This is a genomic window from Pseudoduganella sp. GCM10020061, from assembly GCF_042683405.1.
Lineage (GTDB): Bacteria > Pseudomonadota > Gammaproteobacteria > Burkholderiales > Burkholderiaceae_D > Telluria.
The window spans coordinates 203,062-224,765 of sequence record NZ_JBHUJS010000003.1; the positions used below are offsets into that span (position 1 = coordinate 203,062).

The following is a 21,704-nucleotide window of genomic DNA, read 5'->3' on the forward strand; positions in this document are numbered from 1 at the left end:
CGAATCCGCCAAAAAAGCAGGGGACGGTCCCCGTTGGGGACAGTCCCCTTCCCTTGCTTACTCTTCCTCCGGGGTTTCTACCTTGGCGGGCTTGGCCATCTTCTTGCGCTCGAGGACCGCGGCGAAGAAGCCGTCCGTCTGGTGCTTGTGCGGCAGCAGCTTGAGGTAGTCGCCCATCTCGAGGTCGATCTTTTGCTCGGCCAGCACCTTGTGCATCGGCACCAGCTCGAAATCGGCATGCGAGGCCAGGAACTCCTGCACCACGGCGTCGTTCTCTTCTTCCAGCAGCGAGCAGGTGGCGTACACCAGGCGGCCGCCGCCCTTGAGCAGGCGCGCGGCGCCGTCGAGGATTGCGACCTGCTTCTCATGCATCTCGGCGATCGCTTCGGGCGGCTGGCGCCACTTCACGTCCGGGTTGCGGCGCAGCGTGCCCATGCCGCTGCAAGGCGCGTCGACCAGCACGCGGTCGATCTTGCCGGCCAGGCGCTTGATCTTGGCGTCTTTCTCGTGCGCGATCTGCACCGGATGCACGTTCGACAGGCCGCTCCGCGCGAGGCGCGGCTTGAGCTTGGCGAGGCGCTTCTCGGACACGTCGAACGCATACAGGCGGCCGGTGTTGCGCATCGCGGCGCCCAGCGCCAGCGTCTTGCCGCCCGCGCCCGCGCAGAAATCGACCACCATCTCGCCGCGGCGCGCGCCGAGGATCTGCGACAGCACCTGGCTGCCTTCGTCCTGCACCTCGATCGCGCCTTCCTTGAACAGCGGGAGGTTCTGCAGCGCGGGCTTCTTCAGCACGCGCAGGCCGAGCGGCGAATACGGGGTCGGCTCGGCGGCGATCGGCGCCTGCGCCAGCTGCGCGATCACATCGTCGCGGTCCGCCTTGAGCGCGTTCACGCGCAGGTCCAGCGGGGCCGGCTTGTTCAGCGAGTCGGCCAGGATGTCGGCTTCTTCCTGTCCGAACTGCTTGACCAGCTTTTCGTACAGCCATTCCGGCATATTGGAGCGCTTCTGCGCCGGCAGCAGGGTGCGGTCGATGTCCTTGATCCGTCCCAGGAACTCGCGCTCCTCGTCCGAGATGCCGGCGATCGCTTCCGCGCCGACCGCCTCGGCAAGGCCCAGCAGCGCAAGGCGACGCATGCTCGCGTTGCTGCCCGCGAAATCGGTAAAGAAGGTCTTGTTGCGCAGGACCGCGTAGACCGCTTCCGCAACGGCGCCGCGTTCGCGGCCGCCCAGGCGCGGGTGGTCCTTGAAATAGCGCGACAGGGTGGTGTCGGCAGGCGCGGTAAAGCGCAGTACCTCGCGCAGTACCTCTTCGGTATTGGCGAGTATCGCTGGTGGCAATCGCATGGTGTTCCTTAGTGTTCGTTAATCCGCACGACGCCCTCGTTGATGCCCACATGGCCTTCAACGAACTGGCGCACGACGCGCGGGTACAGCTTGTGTTCTTCGACCAGCACGCGCGCGGCGAGCGAGTCGGGCGTATCGCCGGGCAGTACCGGCACCGCTACCTGCCCCAGCACGGGGCCGTGGTCCAGTTGCGCGGTGACGAAATGAACCGTCGCCCCGTGTTCCGTCTCGCCCGCTTCGAGGGCCTGCTCGTGCGTGTGCAGGCCGGGGAATTTCGGCAGCAGCGAGGGGTGGATATTCAGCATCCGCCCCGCGTAGTGTTCCACAAATCCGGCCGTGAGGATGCGCATGAAGCCGGCCAGCACCACCAGGTCCGGTGCGAACTTGTCGATGGTCTTTTGCAGCTCGGCGTCGAACGCCTCGCGGGTCGAGAATTCCTTGTTCGACACGACCGCGGTAGGGATGCCGTGCTGCGCCGCGAAGGCCAGGCCGCCAGCGTCAGGCTTGTTGGCGATGACTGCTGCGATGCGTGCCGGCCATTTCTCTGCCTGGGCGGCGCGCACGATGGCTTCCATATTGCTGCCCCGCCCGGAAATCAGGATGACGATATTTTTCATAGGCCGACATTGTACCGGAGGGGACTGTCCCGACGGGACTGTCGCCGGCCTTTGTTGTACTGACAAATGGATTCAGACGAAAGCCGGCGGACGGACCGCAGAGGAACAGTCCCTGCCCGGCTTACTCGAACGAGTAGAAGACGCGGAACGGGACTTTCTTGTCGGCCCAGTAGTCGGCCGCGTCGCGAAACACGTCGAGCAGCGTCTCGCGTGCTTCCTTGTCGAACTTCTGGGTGTTGGGCAGCTGCTCGATCACGACGATGAAACCGGGTTGCGGACCAGCCTTGTAGACGGTGTCCGTGATGGTTTGCTTGAGCGCGTCGAAATTCTTGCTGGCCGGCTTGGTAAAATGGAACGATTCACCGATGCACTGGCATACCTGCTGCTTGGTCAGCGCCTTGGCGCAGTGGGCATACAGGAAGTGCTGTCCAAGGCGCGCTGCTTCCTCCTGCAGTTCCGCAACGCGGAAAGCACGGATGGATTGCACCACGTTAGGCGGCACAGTGAAAAACAGACTCATTTTTGCCTCGGTGACCTGATCAGCTTCGATTTTCCGTACCCTTCCCGGTAAGCGTTGCTAAGCGCCAATATTGCATTCCAATGTAGTAGGGTAACGGTTTGTGGTATGGGAATCAACCCGAATGTGATTTTCCACGCAGGATTTATGGAAATATCTACTAAAAGCTGGCATATCGAATCTTTTGCCGTGCGTTTGGGAGGTCAAGGGGCGTCGCGCTGCTGTTACATTTTGTTGCCATGAGAAGGGCTTGGCGGAGTGATGACAGTATTACTATTGGCTGGAAGATGTCGCGCCCGGCGCCACCACCATCAAACATGAGGCTTTATATGAACCTGCCAGCAAAACTGATTGCATCCGCCCTCGCCCTTGCCGCCCTGCCGGCGGCCCAGGCGGTCGAGTTCGAAGACACCGCGCGCGTCACGCGCGTGCAGCCACGCATGGAACAGATCAGCCGTCCCCGCGAGGAGTGCCGCACCGAGTACGTCCAGGTGCCTGTGCAGCCGCAGCGTTCGCCGGCCGGTTCGATCATTGGCGGTATCGCAGGCGCCGTGTTGGGCAACCAGGTGGGCGACGGCAGCGGCCGCGTGGCGGCGACGGCCGCCGGCGCGATTGCCGGCACCGTGATCGGCGACCGCGTGTCGAACCAGAATGCGCCGCGGGGCGGTGTGCAGGAGCAGGCAGTGCGCCAGTGCCGCATGGTCGACGCGTACGAAACCCGCACCGTGGGCTACGACGTCACCTACGACTACCGTGGCCAGAGCTACACCAGCACCATGTCGTACGATCCGGGCCAGCGCCTGCGCGTGCGCGTCTCCGTCGAACCGGTCGACCGCTAACGTCGTCCCCGCGAAAGCGGGGACCATACTGAGCGCGCCCCAAGTCAGCCCAGCACGCCCCCGCTTCCGCGGGGGGTGTCCGCATTAGCGCTTGCCTCCGGCGATTTCCGCAACGGATAATGCGCCATGCTAATCAAACGTAAATCCATCGAAAAAGAAGAATCCTCGCGCGCCCCCACGCGCAAGGCCAAATTCGCCCCGGTCACCTTGTCCGAACAGGACGGCGTGCGCTACCTCCACTTCGGCACCGAATGGGTGCAAGGCGCCATGCGCATCCGCAAGCCCGACTGGCTGGAGCTCGAGTACGCGCAGCAGATGATGGCCTGGATGCTGTTCATCAGCGAGCCCCGGCAGATCGCCCAGCTGGGCCTCGGCACCGCCGCGCTCACCAAGTTTTGTTACAAGACGTTTCCTGAAGCCACTGTCACCGCCGTCGAACTGAACGAGTCGGTGATCAACATCTGCTACGCGATGTTCAAGCTGCCGCCGAACGACGCGCGCCTGCAGGTGCTGGAAATGGATGCGCTCGAATTCGTCAACGACGCGGCCAACCACGGGCGCTTCGACGTGCTGCAGTGCGACCTGTACGACGCCACCGCGCGCGGCCCCGTGCTCGACACCGCCGAGTTCTACGCGGCCTGCAATGCCTGCCTGACGGACAACGGCATCATGACCGTCAACCTGTTTGGCGACCACCCTTCGTACTCCAAGAACATCAAGGCAATGAAGCATGCCTTTGACCACGTCATTTGCCTGCCCGAAGTGCATGATGGTAATGTTGTCGCGATTTGCTTCAAGACCCGCCCCACGCTGGACTACCCAAGCCTGAAGGAACGGGCGGCGGCGATCCAGACCGCCACCAAGCTTCCCGCCAAGTCGTGGGTGCGCGGCATGCAGGCCAGCTAGCGACAGGAGAACGCATTGAGGACCGACCCGGCAACGCCCACCCGCACCTCGCGCAGCGCGCGCCCCGCGCTCGACCTGCAGACCATCTTTTCGTGGCTGCTGGCCGACGGCATCGTCGAGAAGGCCAACGTCAAGGCCAACTTCGCGCAGGCCCAGGGCATCCTGCGCAACGCGGTCGGCTCCATGCATCCGCTCACCGCGGTCGCCCAGTGCAAGCTCACCTCCGCCCTCGCCCCGCACCGCCTGCTCACGCTCGACGTGCTGAGCGAGTGGTTCGCGGCGAAGGTCTCGCTGCCCTTCGTGCGCATCGACCCGCTGCGCATCGACTTCACCAAGGTGGCCGACGTGATGTCGGCCGGGTACGCGGCACGCTTTAACATCCTCCCGCTCGACCTGACCTCGTCCACGCTGACGGTGGCGACGGCTGACCCGTTTGCGACCGAATGGGTGGGCGAAATCGAGAAGGTCTCGCGCCGCAAGGTGGAGATGACGATCGCGAACCCGCTCGACATCTCCCAATACATCTCGCAGTTCTTCAGCCTCGCCAAGTCCATCAAAAGCGCCAACAAGTCGAGCGGCCAGGACCTCGCCCTGCGCAACAACTTCGAACAGCTGGTCGAACTGGGCAAGACCAACAAGCAGCTCGACGCCAACGACCAGCACATCGTCAACATCGTCGACTGGCTGTGGCAGTACGCGTTCGAGCAGCGCGCCTCCGACATCCACCTGGAACCGAAGCGCGAGATCGCCGCGATCCGCTTCCGCATCGATGGCGTGCTGCACCAGGTCTACCAGGTTCCCGCGGTGGTGATGATCGCGATGACCGCGCGCATCAAGCTGCTGGGCCGCATGGACGTGATCGAAAAGCGCCGCCCGCAGGATGGCCGCATCAAGACCCGCACCAACTCCGGCCAGGAAGTCGAACTGCGCCTGTCGACCATGCCGACTGCGTTCGGCGAAAAGCTCGTGATGCGCATCTTCGACCCCGAAGTCGTGGTCAAGACCCTGCCGGAACTGGGCTTCCCGCCCGACGACGCGGCGCGCTGGGACAGCCTGACCTCGCGCCCGCACGGCATCATCCTCGTCACCGGCCCGACCGGCTCGGGCAAGACCACCACGCTCTACACCACGCTCAAGGCGCTGGCGACGTCCGAAGTGAACGTGTGCACGGTCGAGGACCCGATCGAAATGGTGGAGGCCTCGTTCAACCAGATGCAGGTCCATCCGGGCATCGACCTCTCGTTCGCCGACGGCGTCAAGGCGCTGATGCGGCAGGACCCGGACATCATCATGGTCGGCGAGATCCGCGACCTGGCCACCGCCGAAATGGCCATCCAGGCTGCGCTGACCGGCCACCTCGTGCTCTCCACGCTGCACACCAACGATTCGCCATCGGCGATCATGCGCCTGCTGGAGCTGGGCGTGCCGTACTACCTGCTCGAATCGACCATCATCGGCATCATGGCCCAGCGCCTCGTGCGCACCTTGTGCGTGCACTGCAAATCGCCGGACGGCACCGTGAGCGACGAAGTGTGGGCCGGCATCGGCGGCGCGTGGAAGCTCCCGAAGCCCGCATCCGTCTACCGCCCGATCGGCTGCCCCGAGTGCCGCCAGACCGGCTACCGCGGCCGCACCGGCATCTACGAACTGCTCGCGCTGAGCGAAGACTTCATCAAACTGATCGACGAGGAGACCGACATCCAGGCGCTGCGCCAGCAGGCAGTGGCCGACGGCATGAAGCCGCTGCGCATCGCCGGCGCCCTCAAGATCATCGAAGGCACGACCACCTGCGACGAAGTCCTCAAAGTCACCGCCGCCCTTTCTAACTGAGATGTCGTTCCTGCGAACGCAGTCTCACACCAAAGTAAGCAACTGCAACGGATGATCGAACACAGGACTCCCTTATGCTCCCTGGCATCGCCATCCTCTTGTTCTACACGGTCATCTGGGTTGTCCTGCGTGCGTTACGACGCAACCCCAACTCGACCGCTGCACGTATTGCCTTCGCTTGGCAGGGGCCTTTTCCCCAGGACGGGGAACGGCTGAGCTCATACTACCGCCGCAAGACATGGTTCGCACTGGGATGGTTGCTCAAACTCGTTGTTGTGAGCGCGATTCTCGCTACAGCGGTATGGATGGTGCCGGCGATCCAAAATGCCGAGACCTTTCTCCTTTGTTCAATGTTTGTGCTGGCCATCGGTATGGGGATGGCGGCGCTTGGAGCACTTCTCGTCTATGCGGCGTCGCTGAAGGCAAGACTCGTTGGCCCAGACCCGATTTTTTCTTCAGCGGCCGAGTTCGAGCAACAGCGTCCCCGGGATCCAATGGATAATCAGCGAGAGACTCCTTGAACGTCACCCGTGGACGTACCGGCGCGTTGAAGTGAAGTTGTCTCGACTGCAAGTTCGCGCGATGCGTGATCTGCGGACATTGCCTCTAGCGCAAAACAAAATCCCACGCTATAATGCTGCCTCTTTCGGGTCGTTAGCTCAGCTGGTAGAGCAGCGGACTTTTAATCCGTTGGTCGCAGGTTCGAATCCCGCACGGCCTACCACGAATAAGCAGAGAAGGAGTCACGAGCAATCGTGACTCCTTTTTTGTTTCTGCACTATTGTTTGGCACTAGCTCCTGTGCCGGCCATGGATCGCAGGTTGCTGAGTTGGCAGCGTTTCAGTGATCGCCAAGAACGGACTGGAAAACTCGATGTGGCCCCGTCGCGGGCGCGCCACTCAACGCAACGTCAGGCTTTGTCGCTAAACGGCACCAACCCTAAGCAAGCGCACTCGCCTAAGATTTGATCGTGCTCATTCGCCGCTGAATCTCATTTTGACGAAAACGGGCGCGGAAGCGTCATCTGGTGACATAGGCACTCTCTCAAATAGAAATTCAGAGTGGCATTGTGCTTCGCCAAATCTTCCTACGCCGGATTCGATAGGCTTTCAACTTCCGACACGGGGAGTCGAAATGAATCGTCCTACTTTTCAATCCGCATGGACTGCGGCCCGACGCATCGTCGCGCCCATCAATCAAAGTCAAAAAGTCGCCAATCTGATCGGCGGATCGGTCGCGAAGAACATCAACCTCACCCCACCGCATGGATGGACCAACACCTGTGCACTTCGGTTGAGCTACGCGCTGAATTACTCTGGGGTCGTGATCCCAAAAATCCGAGGCAAGACGGTTTCAGGCGCCGACAAGCGAGCCTACTTCTTCCGGGTGCGGGATGTCATCGACTTCCTTAACCACGCATGGGGAAAGCCGGACCTTGTGTTGCCGTTCCCAGAATCAAAAGAATCTAAGCTCGATAAAAGACAAGGAATTATCTTATTTGAAGTAAAAGGATGGCAGGACGCAAACGGGCACGCCACCCTATGGAATGGGGCCACTTGCTACGATCACTGCTACTTCAATGAGCCGGGTGCCAACTATCGCACTGAACGTGCCAGTTTTTGGGCTCTCCCATGAAGTCTCTACTTGCCCTGCTTGGCCACTCACTTTTTTTAACCGCTGCGGCTGCCTCGGCCGATCCATTAACGCCGACCGCCGCCGTGAGGCGCAACGATTCCAACTTCAAGGACATGGTACTGGCGGTCTGTATTTCCCGAGTCTACGCGCACCAGGACCACGCCGCAGCGGACGCTGCGGGCACCGCGCGTGCGCTGGTCGAATGGACCAGCTATGACGCTGACTCAGCGCCAGACCAGATTAACCGGCTGATCAACACCTACACAAAGCGCAGCTATCGTAATCCGATTGGCGATAACAACGGAACGAAGTTCGACTTGCTGAAATGCCTTGACCTTTACCACAGCAAGGAACTGAACATGCTAGCGAGCCGCGTTGTGGTTGCTCCCTCTTCGGTTCAAAGAAAATGATTCCCCACGGAGACTGGCAAGGACCAGGCGGACTTTCGCTTCTTGCGCCAGATCTTCGCGCCACACCGGACCTGGCGCAGCGCCATCGATCTCAAGTTGAGGGATTTAGCGACCGACGACGTGGACGAGGACGCGCCCGAGCATTAAGCGATACGAGCTACCGCGACGTCGACAAATATCTCAAACAGGCCAATCTGCTGTAGCGCGAAAACAGGCTGCCTTCAGAGCTGGCGGGCGTTGAAGGTGTCGCAGGCTTCGACCGTGCCCGATTCGATGCCACGCTTGAACCAGCGCGCGCGCTGCTCGGAGGTGCCGTGGGTGAACGAGTCCGGGACTACGTGGCCCTGCTGGCGGCGCTGCAGCGCGTCGTCGCCGATGGCGGTCGCTGCGGCCAGCGCTTCGTCGACGTCGCCCTGCTCCAGGATGCTGCGCGCGCGGTCGGCGTGATTGGCCCAGATGCCGGCAAAGCAGTCGGCCTGCAGCTCCATGCGCACCGAGACTGCATTGGCCTGCGCTTCGGTCATGGAGCGGCGCGCCTCCTCGAATTTGCCGGCGATGCCGGTCAGGTGCTGGACGTGGTGGCCGACTTCGTGCGCGATCACATACGCCTGCGCGAAGTCGCCATTGATGTTGAAACGCTGCTGCATGACCTTGTAGAAGTCGAGGTCGATGTAGACCTTCTGGTCCGCCGGGCAGTAGAACGGGCCGCTGGCACTCTGTCCGGTACCGCAGGCGGTCGGCGTACGCGATGAGAACAGCACCAGCTTGGGTGGTACGTAGTTGCCGCCCTTTTCGGCGAAGATCGGCGTCCACGTGTCTTCGGTGTCGGCCAGGACGGTGGAAACGAAGGCGGCTTCGCGATCGCTGGCAGGGGGCGCCGGCGCCGGGCCCTGCTGCGTGGACGCGGTGCCCCCATCCATCATGCCGAGCAGCGTGAGCGGATTGACGCCGAAGATCATCGAGCCGATCAGCGCGATGATGATCGTGCCGAAGCTCAGTCCCTTGCCGCCGATGCGGAAGCCTCCGCCGCCTGCGCCGCGGCGGTCCTCGACGTTATCGCTCTGCCGGTTGCCTTCCCATTTCATAGTGTGTGCTTGTGTGTGTTGAACATGGCACAACTGTAGGCATAAGCAGGAAATATTGGCGCGAGGTAGCTGCGGCGTAACAATCGTTGCGCCAGCGCCGCGGGAAACGCATGCCTGGCGGGACTCTGCACCAGGCGCTGTGCGTTCCCGCGCCGTTGATCAGGCCAGGTGGCGGTACAGGCTGTACGCGTAGCCGGCCAGCAGGCTGCCGGTAATCGCCAGGCCGATGTACAGCGCGAACACGCGCGGCTTGACGAGCGCCCACACGGCGGTCGCGGCCGGGATGCTGCTGACGCCGCCGCTGATCAGGAAGGACAACGCCACCGCCGGGTCCATGCCCAGGTCCATCAGGCCGCGCATCAGCGGCAGCGCCGCATAACCATTGATATAGGCTGGCACGCCGATCAGGACTGCCAGCGGGATCGCCCCGGCGCCGTCACCCAGCAGGGCAGCCACCTTCGCCGCCGGGAGGTAGGCGATCATCAGGCTCTCGAGCATGAAGGCGATGACCATCCAGCGCAGCAGGAAAGCGCCGTTCGAGATGGCGCCGGCGGCGAACGCGCTGCGCGCTTCGCTGTCGCCGAACACGTTCCAGCGGATCGGCTGCGCGGTGCGGCGCTTGGCGCCGCAGCCGGTCGGGATGTTGCGCAGCGCTGCCAGCAGGTAGCCGCGCGATACCAGCAGGTGCGTGACCACGCCGCCGGACACGCCGATCACGACCGCGGCAATCGTTTTCACGACGGCGAACTCGAACCCGAGGCTGGCCGCGATGAGAACAAACATCTCCGGATCGACCAGCGGTGAACTCATCCAGAACGCCATGACCGGCGCAAGCGGTACGCCTGCGCCCAGCAGGCCGGCGATCACCGGCACCACGCCGCACGAACAGAATGGAGAAAAGGCGCCGAACAGCGCGCCGAGCGCGATCATGCGCACCGGGCTGCCGGTGAACGCGTTGGCGATGAGCGTGTCGGCGCGGCTCGCTTTGGCATACGCGGCCAGCGCGACCGACAGCGCCAGCCACGGCAGGATGCTGACCACGGATTCGACCGTGAACGCCATCGACGTGCCGAGCTGCTGCGGGGCGAACAGCGCAATGCCCAGCGCGATCAACGCCGCGGCGACGGCAGGCTTGTCGATGCCGTCCGCCAGTTCGGACAGGCGCGTGGCAAAACGCCCTGCAAACGATGGCGCCGGCCGGGCGCAGCACGAGGCGGCTGCCGCGGCAGCGGCGGTAACGGGAGACGGGCAGCATCCAGCGGCAGTTTGAGTCATCGTATTCATTTTTATATCCCTAAAGATATGGTTATATCAGACTAAAGAAATGGCGGAGCCGGTCCATGCCGGGTCCGCCCTACTTGGCGCCGAATACTGGCAGCGCGATACCTTTGCAGCAATCCTGTTTGACGAACTGGAGCATGTCGTCGAGCGCCTTGAAGTTGACGCGGCAATGCACGCTGCGGCCTTCCTTCTCTTGCGTCACCAGGCCGGCATTTACCAGCTCACGCAGGTGGAACGCGAGCGTGGATGCGGGCCGCCCAAGCACCGACTGCAATTCGCCCACCGTCATGCCCTGGTCGCCGGCCTTGACGAGCGCGCGGAACAGTTCGAGGCGGTGTTCATGTCCTAGCGCGGCGAAACGCTGCGCGGTGCTAATCAGTTTGTCCATGATCGAAACTATAAAACTACGAATATAGTTTTGTAAAGAGATATTTTTTGTAAGCGATTTTGTCCTGTCGCACGTTCGCAACAAAAAACAGGAAAACAACACGCTTTCGCAGGTTTGCCGGTCGCGTGCGGAACCATCTTGCGGTGCTGGCTGACTAATCAAAAAAAAGCGGCTCCAGGCCGGATTGCCATGTTATCTGAATGATACTGATGAGCTGCCGATACCGTTATTCCCGAGCTAACTATTTTTTATCATAGGAGAATTTCGAGGCGCGCTCCGACGCGGGCGTGGGACGTGTCCTACAGGAAACCTTCTACGACGGCAAAGGTTACTGACGCATAGCACATTTTTTTAAAGAAATGTGCAATCGTGCACGCGCGCACAGTAGAAAGTAGCAAAAAAGCATCTTTGCTTTAGCTGATCTACACTCGCTCGGCAAACTGATCACTGGAACTTTACTTGAGGGCCGACATGAACAAATTTTCAAAAACCGCGCTCGCTTGCGCTATTACCGTACTGCTCGCTGCTTGCGGCGAGGGCACGAGCAACCAACAAGCACGCTCGCCTGCATTCGCGGGCGTCACGGGCACGCAGACTGCCGCGGCAGTTGCAGCCGACTATAAGCAAGCTGTCCAACACATCTACCTGGCGTACTTTGGCCGTCCAGCAGACCCTGCTGGCCTGGAATTCTTCGCAGGCCGCTTCGCGGCTTTCGGTGCGCCGACCAATATCATTGAACTGAACTCCGCACTGTCGTCGAACGCCAGCATCAAGGCGATCGTCGATGTGTTCAGCACCAGCCAGGAATCGCAAGACCTGTACGGTGGCGACAACAGCGCCTTCATCGACGCTGTCTATCAGAGTCTGTTCAGCCGCGCGCCGGACAGCGCCGGCAAGGACTACTGGGTTGCAGCGCTGAACAACGGCGCGATGACCCGTGCGGCCGCCGCGCTGAACATCATGGTGTCCGCGCAAGGCACCGACATCGACATCATCGCCAAGAAGGCCCAGGTTGCCGCCAACTTCACCGCGGCCCTGGACCTGGGCGTGGAGCAGCGTGGCTACTCCGGCCTGGATGCGAACGTGGTGGTGCGTAACCTGCTGTCCCAAGTGAACCTGGGCACCGATGTCGCGGCCTTCCAGCCGAACATCAACAGCACCGTGGCGGCACTGGCCGAAGACGCGCCTCCGGGTGCGGAAGGCGCGTACCGCTCGCCTCTGCCAGGCAGCGGCAACACCGACATCGACACCGTCGTGCTGGAAAACGACGAGTACTTCGCCGTCTACGGCCGTACCTCGCCAAGCCAGTTCATCGTGTCGAACTTCATCCACGGCACCGGCATCTCGGGCGCGACCGCGTTCACCTCGACCAACATGCTGGACTTCGGACCGAAGCCGCCAGCCGTGCCGACCGCAGGTACGCTCAGCGCAGCCTACGTTCCGGGCGTGAGCATGACTGGTTCGATCACGATCCCGGCCGGCACCATCCCGCTGACCAGCACCAAGTCCGCGCTGGCGCCGTTCTATAGCTACGCCGCACCGGCCAACCTGTCCGACCTGGACGGCACCTGGCGCATGAATGAGCGCACCGGCAACCTGTCGACCGTGGTGGTCAACAACGGTAGCTTCACCGGTACCAACACCCTGGGCTGCTCGTTCACCGGCACGCTGGCGCCACGCGCAAGCAACAAGAACGTGTTCAACGCAACCATCACCTACGGCGCCGCGCCTTGCGCACTGGCTGGCCAGACCGTGAACGGTATTGCGCTGTCCTACCTGTTCAACACCGGCGCAACCCGCCAGCTGATCGTGCTGGGCAAGAACGCAGCGCGCACCGGCGCGGAATACCTGTCCGGTTCGGCCGCAACGCCGCTGGGCATGGTCGCTTCGCTGCAAACCACCGACCTGCAGGCTGGCACCGGCGCGACCGCAGCAGCCAACGACCAGGTGGTCGTGCACTACACCGGCTGGATCTACAGCGCCAACGCGCCGGAAGGCAAAGGCGCCCAGTTCGACACGTCCCGCACCACCAACCAGCCGCTCAACTTCAAGCTGGGCACTGGCGTCGTGATCGCGGGCTGGGACCAGGGCCTGGTCGGCATGCAGGCAGGCGGCAAGCGTCGCCTGGTCATCCCGGCAAGCATGGCGTACGGCGTCAACGGTTCGGGCACCAAGATCCCTGGCAACGCCTCGCTGGTGTTCGATGTGGAGATGGTGTCGGTCACCAAGCCGTAAGATGGCGGTCGTGGCGCTAAGGCGCCACCCCAACGAAGAACGGGACCCTCGGGTCCCGTTTTTTTATTCTGGAGGGCGATCTGCGCAGGCCGCAGGGGTGTGAGTACCGTCGCCTGGACTTAATGGGGATAGGAGGCGCTGGACGTCTACACCAGCAGTGCCGCGCTCATCGAGCGCACTTCGGCCGCCGATTCGTCGAGGATCCGGCACAGCGTCTCCTTGTCGATGGCGAAGTCCAGTACCGAGTCGCTATGATCGGGCATCGGTTGTTCCGGCCGCGCGAGCGGCGATGGCACCGGCGAGAACTGGTTCGCCAGCAGCAGCGTATCGAGCAAGGTGCTGGGCGGGATGTTCACCCATCCATCGCGCAGGCCTTCGATCGCGGTGCGCACCACTTCCGGAATCTTCAGCTTCTTCATCACTTCGCGGCTGACGACTTCTTCGCACAGCTCCGCCCACTTCTCGGGATCGTCCTCGAGCAGGCCGGGGAATTCGTCGGCGCGCGACAGCAGGTAGAAGGCGCCGACTTCGTGCACGATGGCGGCGAACATGGCGGTATCGGGATTGACGAAGGTGACGCGGCGCGCCAGCACCTGCGACAGGGCCGCGACGTTGGCGGTGTGTTCCCACAGCTGTTCGGCCTTTGCGCGCAGCACCGGGTCTTCGATGCGCGAGCCGAACTGGCGCACCACCAGGCTGGCGACCAGCGTTTGCAGGCTTGCGTACCCGATGCGCATCACGGCTGCGCGCGCATTGGTGACAGGCTCGCCGCCGCGGTTGAAGGCGGCGGAATTTGCCAGCGCGACGGTACGCGCGGCCAGTTGCGGTTCGGAGAGGACCAGCTTGATCGCGTCTTCGATGTGGCAGTCAGGGTCGTCCAGCGCGAGTTGCAGGCGGAGGGCCGCATTCACGCTGGTAGGGAAGGAAATTTCACCCCGGGCGGCCTGTGCAGCGATGTAACCAAAAGCTTCTACTTTGTCCATTTCAAAAATTATACGCTGACCGAACAGAGATCGCTTGAATGGCCGCGATTGCGGCGCAGCGAGTGTGGCGCAAAGATACGGAAAACGCCTGCCGGGAACATCATTGGTTGCAACACGCGCCCTTTGCCGGCATGGCCGGGCGTTGCATTCGTCCACTGCAAAAAAAAAGGGGCCCGAAGGCCCCGTTCTCCATGTGGGAACTGCGCTTACTTGACTTTGATGGCGCTCTTCACGCTCTTCACGCCTTCCACGGACTTCGCCACCTGCACTGCGCGGTCCGCTTCCTGCTTGCTGTTGACGAAGCCCGACAGCATCACCACGCCCTGCTCGGTCTCGACGTGGATGCCCAGCGACTTGAGGGCTTCTTCCTTCAGCAGCACGCCCTTGACCTTGGTGGTGACGGTCGCATCGGCGATCACACGCCCGGTCTTTTCCGCGGCGCGCTCGGTCTTTTCGGCGGCGGTGGCAGCGGCTTCGCGGGTCTCCTGCGCCACGTTGGCGGTGGCTGCGCGGGTATTGTCGGCTGCGCGCTCCGTGGCGTGCTCGGTACGCTGCGCTGCGTTCTCGGCTACGTCGTCGGTGCGGCGGGCAGCACGCTCGGTGGCATCGCCTGCGCGGTCCGCCGTGCGTTCGGCTGCATTTTCGGTGCGCTGCGCCACGCCTGCCACAGCATCCTTGGTGCGGTCGATGGCACGTGCCGCGTCGGCGCGTGCTTCGGTCGCGGTCGGGCTGGTCTTGTGATCGATCAGGCAGGCTGCCTTGGAGTCGCCCGTCATTTTTTCGCACTGGCTGATCGCCTTGGCGTCGCGTACCTCGCCCGCGCCGGTAGCGGTGGTGCCGCTGGCGGAACGGCCCATGGTCGAGGACCATTCGCGGCCCGCACGCACGTCAGCGATCGAGCTGGCGTGCGCCTTGCGTGCCGCATCCAGGCAGCTGTCCTTCTCGGAGCCGGACTTCTCCGCGCAGCGCGCACGCGCCACGCCGTAGTCGGCTTCCACTGCCGAGATGCGCGCCTTGTTGATTTCGGACTTCGATTTGTTTCCTTCGGCTGCGGCCGTTGCCACCGCGTGCGCGCGCGCGGCGCGGGCCTCTTCGGTACAGACCGTCCTTGCACTGCCCTTCATGCTGTTGCACTTCGCGACGGCGGACTTGTAGTCGCTCGCAGCAGAGCTCTGTTCGTTCATGCCTGCGCCGGCGGCAAAACTTGCGCTTGCAGCTCCGGCGAGCAGCATCGCAATAATGTTCTTGGTCATGGTGAGTCCCTCGCGTGTCGTTGTACGTATCGAGAGTAAACACCTGTTGAGATGGGATATCTGTGCGTCAGCGAACGGAGCGCCCCAATGCAGCGGGAAGAAAGCCACATGCGCTCTGACGAGGCTGCGGCGTGCTGGACGGCATGTCCGCCTGCGCTCACTCCTCGCTGACGAGGCCCTCGTTCCACGGTCCGCGCGCCGCGTCGAACGGCGTCGCAGCCTGCCGGAACACGTTGCCATCCTTGGCCAGTTTCACCCAGGCACGGGTATCGTGGTGGCTGCGCGGCACCATCGGGTCGGCACGCATGCGCTCGAGCCAGGCAAAAACACGGCCGTAGTGTTCGGGGTGGGCGCGGCGCGTCCACGCCAGTGCGACCAGGTCGGCGAAGCCTTCCTCCCGCCGGGTCTCGCGCATCTCGCGCGAGGCTGCCAGCAGCTCGGCCCTGCCGCGTTCCTCGCCGCTTTCGACGAAGCCTGCCGGCAGCGAGTGCCAGGTGCCGTTCGCATAGCGCCAGCAGTGGCCGATCTCATGCGCCGTCATCGCCTCGATCATCAGGGCGTGGTCGGCCTCCGGGACGTCCTTCAGGGTGGTTTCGGCATCGTCGTTGCCGCGCATCGAGAACACCAGCTTGCAGCGGCCGTTCTCGAACCCAAGGGCAAGCGGGACCTGGCCGGGGGCCTGCTGCGGCTGGACGATGATATCGAGCGGCAGCTTGATGGCGCGGGCGTATTCCAGCACCGGCTTGCCGGCACTGAGCCATTTGATCTCCAGCTCGGTGAGCGAGGAAGCCTGGGCAGCGAGCGACAACGGTAACAGCGACAGCAAAATCAGCTTCTTCATGACACTACTCCTTGCAAATGATTGTAGTGCCTGCTGGAAACGATAGGATGGCTGTTACAAAATATTTGATTGGAATATTGGCATGCTGCCAAACAAACAATGCCAGTCAGTCCATACTTGCAAATTTTGTATTGCAAGGGTGATATGCGGGAACGCGGAGGCGCGCAAAAAAGGGACGGTCCCTTGCCGGGACCGTCCCCCTCTTCATGCGGCGTTATTTGGTCAGGGCTGCAGCGGTGGTGAAGGAAGGACGGATGTCGTTCGGCACCGATTGCGTGAGCTTGTCGAGCGCCCGCTTGACCTCGGGGCGGATGACCGCGTACTTGTCCATCATCGCCTTGGCGCGCGCATAATCGCCGGTCGCCTCGATGGTGAGGAATTCGCGGTCGAGGTCGAGCACGGCCTGGCGGATCTTGCCGTAGTCGACCGAGAAGGTGCCGTCGGCGTTGGCCACGAAGGCGCCCTTGTCCAGCAGGTAGTTCACCTGGATCGCCATGCCGCGCGCGTGCGAGTCGGTCAGCCCGAAGTGCAGCGTGCGGAACGCGGACGCGAGGAAAGTGGTGTGCAGCTTGCGTTCGGCCGCGGTGCCCTGCCCCAGCGTGTCCTTCAGCTGGCCCTTCTCCATCATGTACATCAGCGCCCACAGGCCCGTCACGTCGGCTTTCGCTTCTTCGATGGTCGAGTAGGTGTCCTTGAGATCCTGGCGCGGGGTCGAATCGGCATTGCCCTGCCGGGTCTTGTGCGGACCGAGGCCGTGCGTGATCTCGTGCGCGAGGATGTGGGTGAAGAACGAGTCGAAGTCCAGGTATTTCTGGTCGGCCGGACGCAGGACGATCTTCGCGATCGGCGTCAGTGTCGATTTGAACTTGGCTTCCTGGATGTTCTTCAGCATCACGCGCTTGGACCCGCGCTTGCTGATCACGCGCTCGTCGTTCGGCAGGTTGTACGCGGCCGTCTGCACGCCCATGTTGCCGTCGCCGGCGCCGTACACTTCGTTCACCACCACCATCGGCGCCACCGCGCCCACCTTCGGGTTGCGGTACTTCGCGTCCAGCGGCAGGTTGTCTTCCAGCTCCTGCATGTGCTTGGCGAAGAACTTGAGCTTGTCGGTTTCCTTCTGGTCGCGGATGCTGACATAGGCCTCGAACGCGGCCTTGTAGCCGAACAGTTCATCGTTATAGGTCTCGTACGGCCCGATCGTCACGTCCACCGGCGAATCGAGGTCCATCCAGGCGAAATCCGACTCGAGGTAGTCGTTGCTGAGGAAGGCGTCGGCGCGCAGCGTGAGGAATTTCTTGAGCGAGGCGTTGTCGGTGGCGGCGGCCGCCTCGCGCAGCAGGGCGGCAAGCTTTTCCAACTCCGGCTTGTACTCGTCCGAGTACTTCACGGTCTTGAACTTGCCGTCGGGGCCGGTGCGGATGGTGGTAAAGAACCATTGCGCTTCCTGCTTCTGGTCGGCAGGCAGGCTGTTCATCCACGCTTCCAGCGACTCCTTGCTGGCCGACTCAGGGTAGAAGTTGGCGCCGGCCGGTTTCTGTGCCGGGATACGGATGCCCGCCACTTCGGCGGGGAGGAAGGATTTGTTTTCGTCCAGGTGGGACCACGGGCCCTTGTTCAGCCAGAAGTATTCCTGGCGTGCCTTGCCGAGCGCCGAGTTGTCTTTCTTCAGCGCCGCCCACAGCGCTTCGTTCTGCGACCAGCGCTGGCGCAATTGCAGGGTGTCGACGATCTTGGCGGCTTCGATCAGCCTGGCGATGGCCTTGCGGTCGCCCGCGGAGAGTTTCGAGGCATCCGCCTTCAGCTGGACCGGGGCGTAGCGCTGGGTCATCTTCTTGAGCTGCGCAGCGTCCGGGGTGGACGGGGCGGCGGCGAGTGCGGGCACCATGGCGCCGGCGAGCAGGAATGGAACGAGCAGGTTTTTCATACGTCTCCACATGCATATGTTGGGACGCGCCGGGAGGTGGCGCGCGGCGAACAATTGTACCCACCATTCATCTACAACAACCACTGGGCCGCAACACCCTACGCCCGCGCAGGCCGTACAGTCAGTAAAAAATTGACAATGGAAGCACGGTTAAGTTGTTTCCAAAATTTAACGCATATGTGCGTCATCGCACGGAGCAGCCGGGACCGGTTTGGCATCCTGTAATCTTTCTAGGGGAGGTTATATGAGCAAAGTATCTCGCTATGCGTGGCGCGATCAACAAGCGGTCCTGAACGAGCGCATGAAGGGTTTTTTGCAGAACCCTGGCAACGAACAGCTCGAAGCAGTGCTTGCCGAAATGCGCGCCTATGCGGATGCAGCCAGGTCGGGAGCGATCGAGATCCCGCAGCAGTTCACCACTTACAACTAAACAACAAAATCCACACCTTGCGCACGACGCAAAAACAAACCGGGCATATGCCCGGTTTTTCTTTGGCTCCCTGTTTTGCTCAGCGGATCTCGGCGTTGTCGAACTTGCTCATCGCTACGACGCGCGTGCCGCTGTCCGCATACGACAGCGCCACCTTGTCACCCGGCCGCGTGAGCACCAGTTCCACGGACAGGTCCGAGCTGCCGGTAAAGATCGTGCCCAGCACGCCGTCCGCCGCCTGCAGCGTCACGTAGTACATGGTTTGGTTGTTGCGAAACTCGGCAGCGATGCGCACCACGGTCCCCTCCTGCGCGCGCATCAGCGCATCCGTGCCCACTTCCGCGCTCACCTTGTTGGTCGAACGCAGCGCCTGGTAGCTGCGTAGCGTCGCACCCAGCGTGTCGGCCACGCCGATCACCTGGTTGTTGCGCATGTCGACCATGCCGAACGAGCGCGCCACGCCCTGCGAATCGCGCAGCGCCATCACGTAGGTCGGCGCGCCATTGACGAGGAAGGGCAGCGGATTGGTCGCGCGGTAGCGCTTTTCCGGATTGACGTTTTCCACCGCATGCGCGGCCGTTTCCTGCGACACGGACGGCAGCTTGAACCAGCGCACCGCCTTGGTCTTCGAATCGACGAAATAGAAGCCGGAGACGCCGTTGTTGGTGCCTTTCGACGTCATGCCGCCGACCCAATAGGGACGCCCGTCGGAGCCGTACACCAGGTCCAGCGTGCCATCGACACGCATGCGGTCCTCGTCGTTCAGGTTGATGAAACCGTGCACGTACTTGCCGCGGTGCGCCATCTGCTTGAGCACGAATTCCTCCGGCTGGATGCGGTCGACCCATGCCGGTTCCGTGCCCAGCTTGTAGAACTTCGCGGCGCCGGAGATGGCGTCCACCACCGCGATGCCGGTCGCCTCGCCGCCCGAGAAGCCGACCCGGTGGTCGTAGGTGGTGCCGATGTAGAACGGGTGGCCGTTATCGTCGATCTCGGGCTCGAAGTCGGTCAGTCCCATCGTGTGCATGCCCGACATGTAGGCTCGGCGTTCGACGCGATCGCCAAAGTAGGACGACAGCAGGTAGCGCATCTTGAGCGGCGCGCCGTTCAGTTCCATGACCAGGCTGACGTCCGCCGGATCGTGCGCGGAGACCACCAGGTAGCCCGGCGTCGATGCGTCCGCATACCATTTGAAGAAGCTGCCGTGCTCCAGGAAGCTCACCCACACCAGCTTGTCGCGCACCAGCTGCTTGACCGGCGTGCCGACCTTGACTTGCGAGCCGAGCGAGGAAATCTCCGAGAGGCGCTTCTGCATCGCCTGCAGCGCCATGTCCTGCGACACCAGCGGCGCCTGCTCGATATCGATCGGCGGCAGCGCGTCGTTGAACCTGGCCTGCTTTTCCGTGCCGAGCATCGCGTAGTAGCTGTCGGCGCGGAACATGGGCGCAGTGCTGAACGCAGCGACCAGGCCGAGGACGGTCAGCGCAAGGCCAAGGAGGCCGAGCGCAGTCCAGCGAAACCGGAACGACAGCAGCGCCGGAACCAGCGCCAGCGCGGCGATCAGGTAGACGGCGAAGAAGTCATAGGCGACCGTGGGCATCCAGAAGTAGATGCAGATCCAGGCGATGAGAGCGGTGAAGGCGATGCCGATGATGGGGACGACGGAGAACCGGTTGTTCATGGACGATGCATCGTTATAGTTAATATCGTCCAAGTATATCCGCCCGCGAGGCGGTCCGGTCCCTTCCTACTCCTGGTGCCGGCGCTGTACTTCTTCCGGCGTGGTGCCGGGATCGGAGCGCTGCAGGTTCGACTTCTGCAGGTCCTGGATCGCTTTCAGGTACTGGCGCGACGATTTCAGCCGGTCCAGGTAGCGGATCGGCATGCGCCGGGACATCGGTATCGTGTACGAGGCGAGGCTGCCATTGACGCCGCAGTACGCGCTGCAGGTCGACTCGCCGCCGACGCGGTCGGTCAGCGTGAGCCGGTCGCCGACGGAGGCGACCCGCAGTGTGCATTGGCCACCGGTCGTCAAGTCTTCGGGGTCACGAAAGACGAAACCGTCCGCCTCCCTGGCGGCAATGCCGGAAATCCCGCACACGTGCCCGTTGTAGAACCAGAGACGCGCCCGCACGTACACGTGCGCGTCGTCATACCGCACGATCTCGATAATGTCCTCGGTCTTGACGTAGCCGTTCGGCTCCCCGAACGCGACAACGTCATGGCGGTCCTTGTACACGCCTTCGATCCTGGAGATCGGATCCGCATGCGCGGAACTGGCCAGCAGCGCAGCCAGTATCAGCGCGACTGCGCGCATGCTTATGCGCCCTTCCAATCCAGTTCGATCCAGGTCGGTGCGTGGTCGCTCGGCTTTTCGCGTGCGCGCACGTTGGTGTGCACGCCCGCGCCGCGCAGCGACGGCGCCAGCGAAGGGCTGAGCAGCAGGTGGTCGATGCGTATGCCCGCGTTGCGGCCGAACGCGTTGCGGAAGTAGTCCCAGAAGGTGTAGATCACTTCATCCGGATGCATCGCGCGCACCGAGTCGGTCCAGCCCTGCGCCACCAGGCGGTGGAAGGCTTCGCGCGATTCGGGGCGGAACAGCGCATCGGTCAGCCAGCGCTCCGGCTTGTACACGTCGATATCATGCGGCATGACGTTAAAGTCGCCCGCCAGCACGGCAGGCACGCCGCTGTCGATCAGCTCCTGGCCGCGGATGATCAAGCGCTCCATCCATTTGAGCTTGTAGTCGAACTTGGGACCGGGCGCGGGATTGCCGTTCGGGAGATACAGGCACGCCACCACCACGCCGTCGACCAGCGCTTCGATATAGCGGCTTTGCAGGTCCTCCTCGTCGCCGGGCAGGCCGACCTTGAGTTCCTGCGGCTTCGCGCCGCGCTGCAGGATGGCGACGCCGTTCCAGCTCTTCTGGCCGTGCCAGATGGCGCCGTAGCCGGCCGCTTCGATCGCCAGCTCGGGGAATTTCTCGTGCGGGGTCTTGAGCTCCTGCAGGCAGGCGACGTCGGGCTGCTCTTCTTCCAGCCACTGCAGCAGGGCTGGCAGCCGGGCGTTCATTCCGTTGATGTTGAAAGTGGCGATCCGCATCTGTTCCTCGGGGTTGGGGACTGCCCCCCTGGGGACTGTCCCCTGATCTTTTGTTGGGAGGCTCGCTAATTAAAGATCAAG

21 protein-coding genes and 1 tRNA gene are annotated in these 21,704 nt (G+C 62.7%); 9 read left to right on the top strand and 13 right to left on the bottom strand.

Features of this window, described 5'->3' with window-relative positions:
- Positions 1-57: 57 nt before the first annotated feature.
- The 3 genes from ACFSQR_RS08370 to ACFSQR_RS08380 all read right to left on the bottom strand — a co-directional run bounded on the left by ACFSQR_RS08370 (position 58) and on the right by ACFSQR_RS08380 (position 2,484).
- Entirely contained in the window at positions 58-1,347 is a 1,290-nt protein-coding gene (locus ACFSQR_RS08370; RefSeq protein ID WP_377729244.1) for an RsmB/NOP family class I SAM-dependent RNA methyltransferase, read from the bottom strand.
- A gap of 8 nt (positions 1,348-1,355) precedes the next feature.
- Positions 1,356-1,964 carry a phosphoribosylglycinamide formyltransferase gene (gene purN, locus ACFSQR_RS08375; RefSeq protein WP_377729245.1) on the bottom strand — a complete coding sequence of 203 codons (609 nt, stop codon included), beginning with the start codon at positions 1,962-1,964 and terminating at the stop codon, positions 1,356-1,358.
- Between the two features lie 121 nt (positions 1,965-2,085).
- Positions 2,086-2,484 carry a barstar family protein gene (locus ACFSQR_RS08380; RefSeq protein WP_377729246.1) on the bottom strand — a complete coding sequence of 133 codons (399 nt, stop codon included), beginning with the start codon at positions 2,482-2,484 and terminating at the stop codon, positions 2,086-2,088.
- Positions 2,485-2,810: 326 nt separating this feature from the next.
- On the opposite strand from ACFSQR_RS08380, the gene ACFSQR_RS08385 reads away from it, so the two are divergent.
- The 7 genes from ACFSQR_RS08385 (at position 2,811) to ACFSQR_RS08415 (ending at position 8,101) form a co-directional block, all read left to right on the top strand.
- Positions 2,811-3,320: a glycine zipper 2TM domain-containing protein gene (locus ACFSQR_RS08385; RefSeq protein WP_377729248.1), complete on the top strand. Its 510-nt coding sequence runs from the start codon at positions 2,811-2,813 to the stop codon at positions 3,318-3,320.
- Positions 3,321-3,446: 126 nt separating this feature from the next.
- The gene (locus ACFSQR_RS08390; protein ID WP_377729250.1) at positions 3,447-4,226 is read left to right on the top strand and encodes a spermidine synthase; all 780 of its coding nucleotides are present in this window, start codon (positions 3,447-3,449) and stop codon (positions 4,224-4,226) included.
- A 15-nt stretch (positions 4,227-4,241) separates the two neighbouring features.
- Entirely contained in the window at positions 4,242-6,056 is a 1,815-nt protein-coding gene (locus tag ACFSQR_RS08395; protein ID WP_377729251.1) for a GspE/PulE family protein, read from the top strand.
- 74 nt (positions 6,057-6,130) lie between these two features.
- Positions 6,131-6,577 (top strand): hypothetical protein, encoded by a 447-nt coding sequence (locus ACFSQR_RS08400; RefSeq protein ID WP_377729252.1) that lies wholly within the window; start codon positions 6,131-6,133, stop codon positions 6,575-6,577.
- A gap of 127 nt (positions 6,578-6,704) precedes the next feature.
- Positions 6,705-6,780: transfer RNA gene (locus ACFSQR_RS08405), tRNA-Lys, on the top strand.
- A gap of 410 nt (positions 6,781-7,190) precedes the next feature.
- Positions 7,191-7,691, top strand: a complete 501-nt coding sequence (locus tag ACFSQR_RS08410) for a type VI secretion system amidase effector protein Tae4 (RefSeq protein ID WP_377729253.1) — start codon at positions 7,191-7,193, stop codon at positions 7,689-7,691.
- On the top strand, positions 7,688-8,101 hold the full coding sequence (locus ACFSQR_RS08415; RefSeq protein WP_377729254.1) for a T6SS amidase immunity protein Tai4 family protein: 414 nt from the start codon (positions 7,688-7,690) through the stop codon (positions 8,099-8,101). Before ACFSQR_RS08410 ends, ACFSQR_RS08415 begins: the two co-directional genes overlap by 4 nt.
- Positions 8,102-8,322: 221 nt before the next feature.
- Here the strand turns inward: ACFSQR_RS08415 and ACFSQR_RS08420 are convergent, their stop codons facing one another.
- The 3 genes from ACFSQR_RS08420 to ACFSQR_RS08430 all read right to left on the bottom strand — a co-directional run bounded on the left by ACFSQR_RS08420 (position 8,323) and on the right by ACFSQR_RS08430 (position 10,855).
- Positions 8,323-9,186 (bottom strand): neutral zinc metallopeptidase, encoded by an 864-nt coding sequence (locus tag ACFSQR_RS08420; protein ID WP_377729256.1) that lies wholly within the window; start codon positions 9,184-9,186, stop codon positions 8,323-8,325.
- A 159-nt stretch (positions 9,187-9,345) separates the two neighbouring features.
- A complete protein-coding gene (locus ACFSQR_RS08425; RefSeq protein WP_377729257.1) occupies positions 9,346-10,470 on the bottom strand; it encodes a permease in 1,125 nt (374 codons plus the stop codon).
- A 70-nt stretch (positions 10,471-10,540) separates the two neighbouring features.
- Entirely contained in the window at positions 10,541-10,855 is a 315-nt protein-coding gene (locus ACFSQR_RS08430) for an ArsR/SmtB family transcription factor (protein WP_377729258.1), read from the bottom strand.
- Positions 10,856-11,326: 471 nt separating this feature from the next.
- Between ACFSQR_RS08430 and ACFSQR_RS08435 the strand changes: the two genes are divergently transcribed.
- Positions 11,327-13,090: an FKBP-type peptidyl-prolyl cis-trans isomerase gene (locus ACFSQR_RS08435; protein WP_377729259.1), complete on the top strand. Its 1,764-nt coding sequence runs from the start codon at positions 11,327-11,329 to the stop codon at positions 13,088-13,090.
- A 146-nt stretch (positions 13,091-13,236) separates the two neighbouring features.
- Here the strand turns inward: ACFSQR_RS08435 and ACFSQR_RS08440 are convergent, their stop codons facing one another.
- The 4 genes from ACFSQR_RS08440 to ACFSQR_RS08455 form a co-directional block, all read right to left on the bottom strand.
- Positions 13,237-14,073 (bottom strand): HDOD domain-containing protein, encoded by an 837-nt coding sequence (locus tag ACFSQR_RS08440; protein WP_377729260.1) that lies wholly within the window; start codon positions 14,071-14,073, stop codon positions 13,237-13,239.
- A gap of 206 nt (positions 14,074-14,279) precedes the next feature.
- Positions 14,280-15,326, bottom strand: coding sequence for a BON domain-containing protein (locus ACFSQR_RS08445; protein WP_377729261.1), 1,047 nt, complete (start codon positions 15,324-15,326; stop codon positions 14,280-14,282).
- A gap of 157 nt (positions 15,327-15,483) precedes the next feature.
- Positions 15,484-16,167 carry a hypothetical protein gene (locus ACFSQR_RS08450; RefSeq protein WP_377729262.1) on the bottom strand — a complete coding sequence of 228 codons (684 nt, stop codon included), beginning with the start codon at positions 16,165-16,167 and terminating at the stop codon, positions 15,484-15,486.
- 214 nt (positions 16,168-16,381) lie between these two features.
- A complete protein-coding gene (locus ACFSQR_RS08455; protein WP_377729263.1) occupies positions 16,382-18,091 on the bottom strand; it encodes a hypothetical protein in 1,710 nt (569 codons plus the stop codon).
- A gap of 244 nt (positions 18,092-18,335) precedes the next feature.
- Here ACFSQR_RS08455 and ACFSQR_RS08460 point away from each other — a divergent pair, with 244 nt between their 5' ends.
- A complete protein-coding gene (locus ACFSQR_RS08460; RefSeq protein ID WP_377729265.1) occupies positions 18,336-18,521 on the top strand; it encodes a hypothetical protein in 186 nt (61 codons plus the stop codon).
- Between the two features lie 79 nt (positions 18,522-18,600).
- Here the strand turns inward: ACFSQR_RS08460 and ACFSQR_RS08465 are convergent, their stop codons facing one another.
- The 3 genes from ACFSQR_RS08465 to xth form a co-directional block, all read right to left on the bottom strand.
- Positions 18,601-20,202 (bottom strand): hypothetical protein, encoded by a 1,602-nt coding sequence (locus tag ACFSQR_RS08465; protein WP_377729266.1) that lies wholly within the window; start codon positions 20,200-20,202, stop codon positions 18,601-18,603.
- A gap of 66 nt (positions 20,203-20,268) precedes the next feature.
- Positions 20,269-20,838: a hypothetical protein gene (locus tag ACFSQR_RS08470; RefSeq protein WP_377729267.1), complete on the bottom strand. Its 570-nt coding sequence runs from the start codon at positions 20,836-20,838 to the stop codon at positions 20,269-20,271.
- A gap of 2 nt (positions 20,839-20,840) precedes the next feature.
- Positions 20,841-21,623, bottom strand: coding sequence for an exodeoxyribonuclease III (gene xth / locus ACFSQR_RS08475; RefSeq protein WP_377729269.1), 783 nt, complete (start codon positions 21,621-21,623; stop codon positions 20,841-20,843).
- Positions 21,624-21,704: the final 81 nt, after the last annotated feature.

What these genes read in the sequence shown, in the direction of transcription:
- ACFSQR_RS08370 (WP_377729244.1), bottom strand. Translation starts at nt 1,347, where the DNA reads ATGCGATTGCCACCAGCGATACTCGCCAATACCGAAGAGGTACTGCGC.
- purN (WP_377729245.1), bottom strand. Translation starts at nt 1,964, where the DNA reads ATGAAAAATATCGTCATCCTGATTTCCGGGCGGGGCAGCAATATGGAA.
- ACFSQR_RS08380 (WP_377729246.1), bottom strand. Translation starts at nt 2,484, where the DNA reads ATGAGTCTGTTTTTCACTGTGCCGCCTAACGTGGTGCAATCCATCCGT.
- ACFSQR_RS08385 (WP_377729248.1), top strand. Translation starts at nt 2,811, where the DNA reads ATGAACCTGCCAGCAAAACTGATTGCATCCGCCCTCGCCCTTGCCGCC.
- ACFSQR_RS08390 (WP_377729250.1), top strand. Translation starts at nt 3,447, where the DNA reads ATGCTAATCAAACGTAAATCCATCGAAAAAGAAGAATCCTCGCGCGCC.
- ACFSQR_RS08400 (WP_377729252.1), top strand. Translation starts at nt 6,131, where the DNA reads ATGCTCCCTGGCATCGCCATCCTCTTGTTCTACACGGTCATCTGGGTT.
- ACFSQR_RS08410 (WP_377729253.1), top strand. Translation starts at nt 7,191, where the DNA reads ATGAATCGTCCTACTTTTCAATCCGCATGGACTGCGGCCCGACGCATC.
- ACFSQR_RS08415 (WP_377729254.1), top strand. Translation starts at nt 7,688, where the DNA reads ATGAAGTCTCTACTTGCCCTGCTTGGCCACTCACTTTTTTTAACCGCT.
- ACFSQR_RS08420 (WP_377729256.1), bottom strand. Translation starts at nt 9,186, where the DNA reads ATGAAATGGGAAGGCAACCGGCAGAGCGATAACGTCGAGGACCGCCGC.
- ACFSQR_RS08425 (WP_377729257.1), bottom strand. Translation starts at nt 10,470, where the DNA reads ATGAATACGATGACTCAAACTGCCGCTGGATGCTGCCCGTCTCCCGTT.
- ACFSQR_RS08430 (WP_377729258.1), bottom strand. Translation starts at nt 10,855, where the DNA reads ATGGACAAACTGATTAGCACCGCGCAGCGTTTCGCCGCGCTAGGACAT.
- ACFSQR_RS08435 (WP_377729259.1), top strand. Translation starts at nt 11,327, where the DNA reads ATGAACAAATTTTCAAAAACCGCGCTCGCTTGCGCTATTACCGTACTG.
- ACFSQR_RS08440 (WP_377729260.1), bottom strand. Translation starts at nt 14,073, where the DNA reads ATGGACAAAGTAGAAGCTTTTGGTTACATCGCTGCACAGGCCGCCCGG.
- ACFSQR_RS08445 (WP_377729261.1), bottom strand. Translation starts at nt 15,326, where the DNA reads ATGACCAAGAACATTATTGCGATGCTGCTCGCCGGAGCTGCAAGCGCA.
- ACFSQR_RS08450 (WP_377729262.1), bottom strand. Translation starts at nt 16,167, where the DNA reads ATGAAGAAGCTGATTTTGCTGTCGCTGTTACCGTTGTCGCTCGCTGCC.
- ACFSQR_RS08455 (WP_377729263.1), bottom strand. Translation starts at nt 18,091, where the DNA reads ATGAAAAACCTGCTCGTTCCATTCCTGCTCGCCGGCGCCATGGTGCCC.
- ACFSQR_RS08460 (WP_377729265.1), top strand. Translation starts at nt 18,336, where the DNA reads ATGAGCAAAGTATCTCGCTATGCGTGGCGCGATCAACAAGCGGTCCTG.
- ACFSQR_RS08465 (WP_377729266.1), bottom strand. Translation starts at nt 20,202, where the DNA reads ATGAACAACCGGTTCTCCGTCGTCCCCATCATCGGCATCGCCTTCACC.
- ACFSQR_RS08470 (WP_377729267.1), bottom strand. Translation starts at nt 20,838, where the DNA reads ATGCGCGCAGTCGCGCTGATACTGGCTGCGCTGCTGGCCAGTTCCGCG.
- xth (WP_377729269.1), bottom strand. Translation starts at nt 21,623, where the DNA reads ATGCGGATCGCCACTTTCAACATCAACGGAATGAACGCCCGGCTGCCA.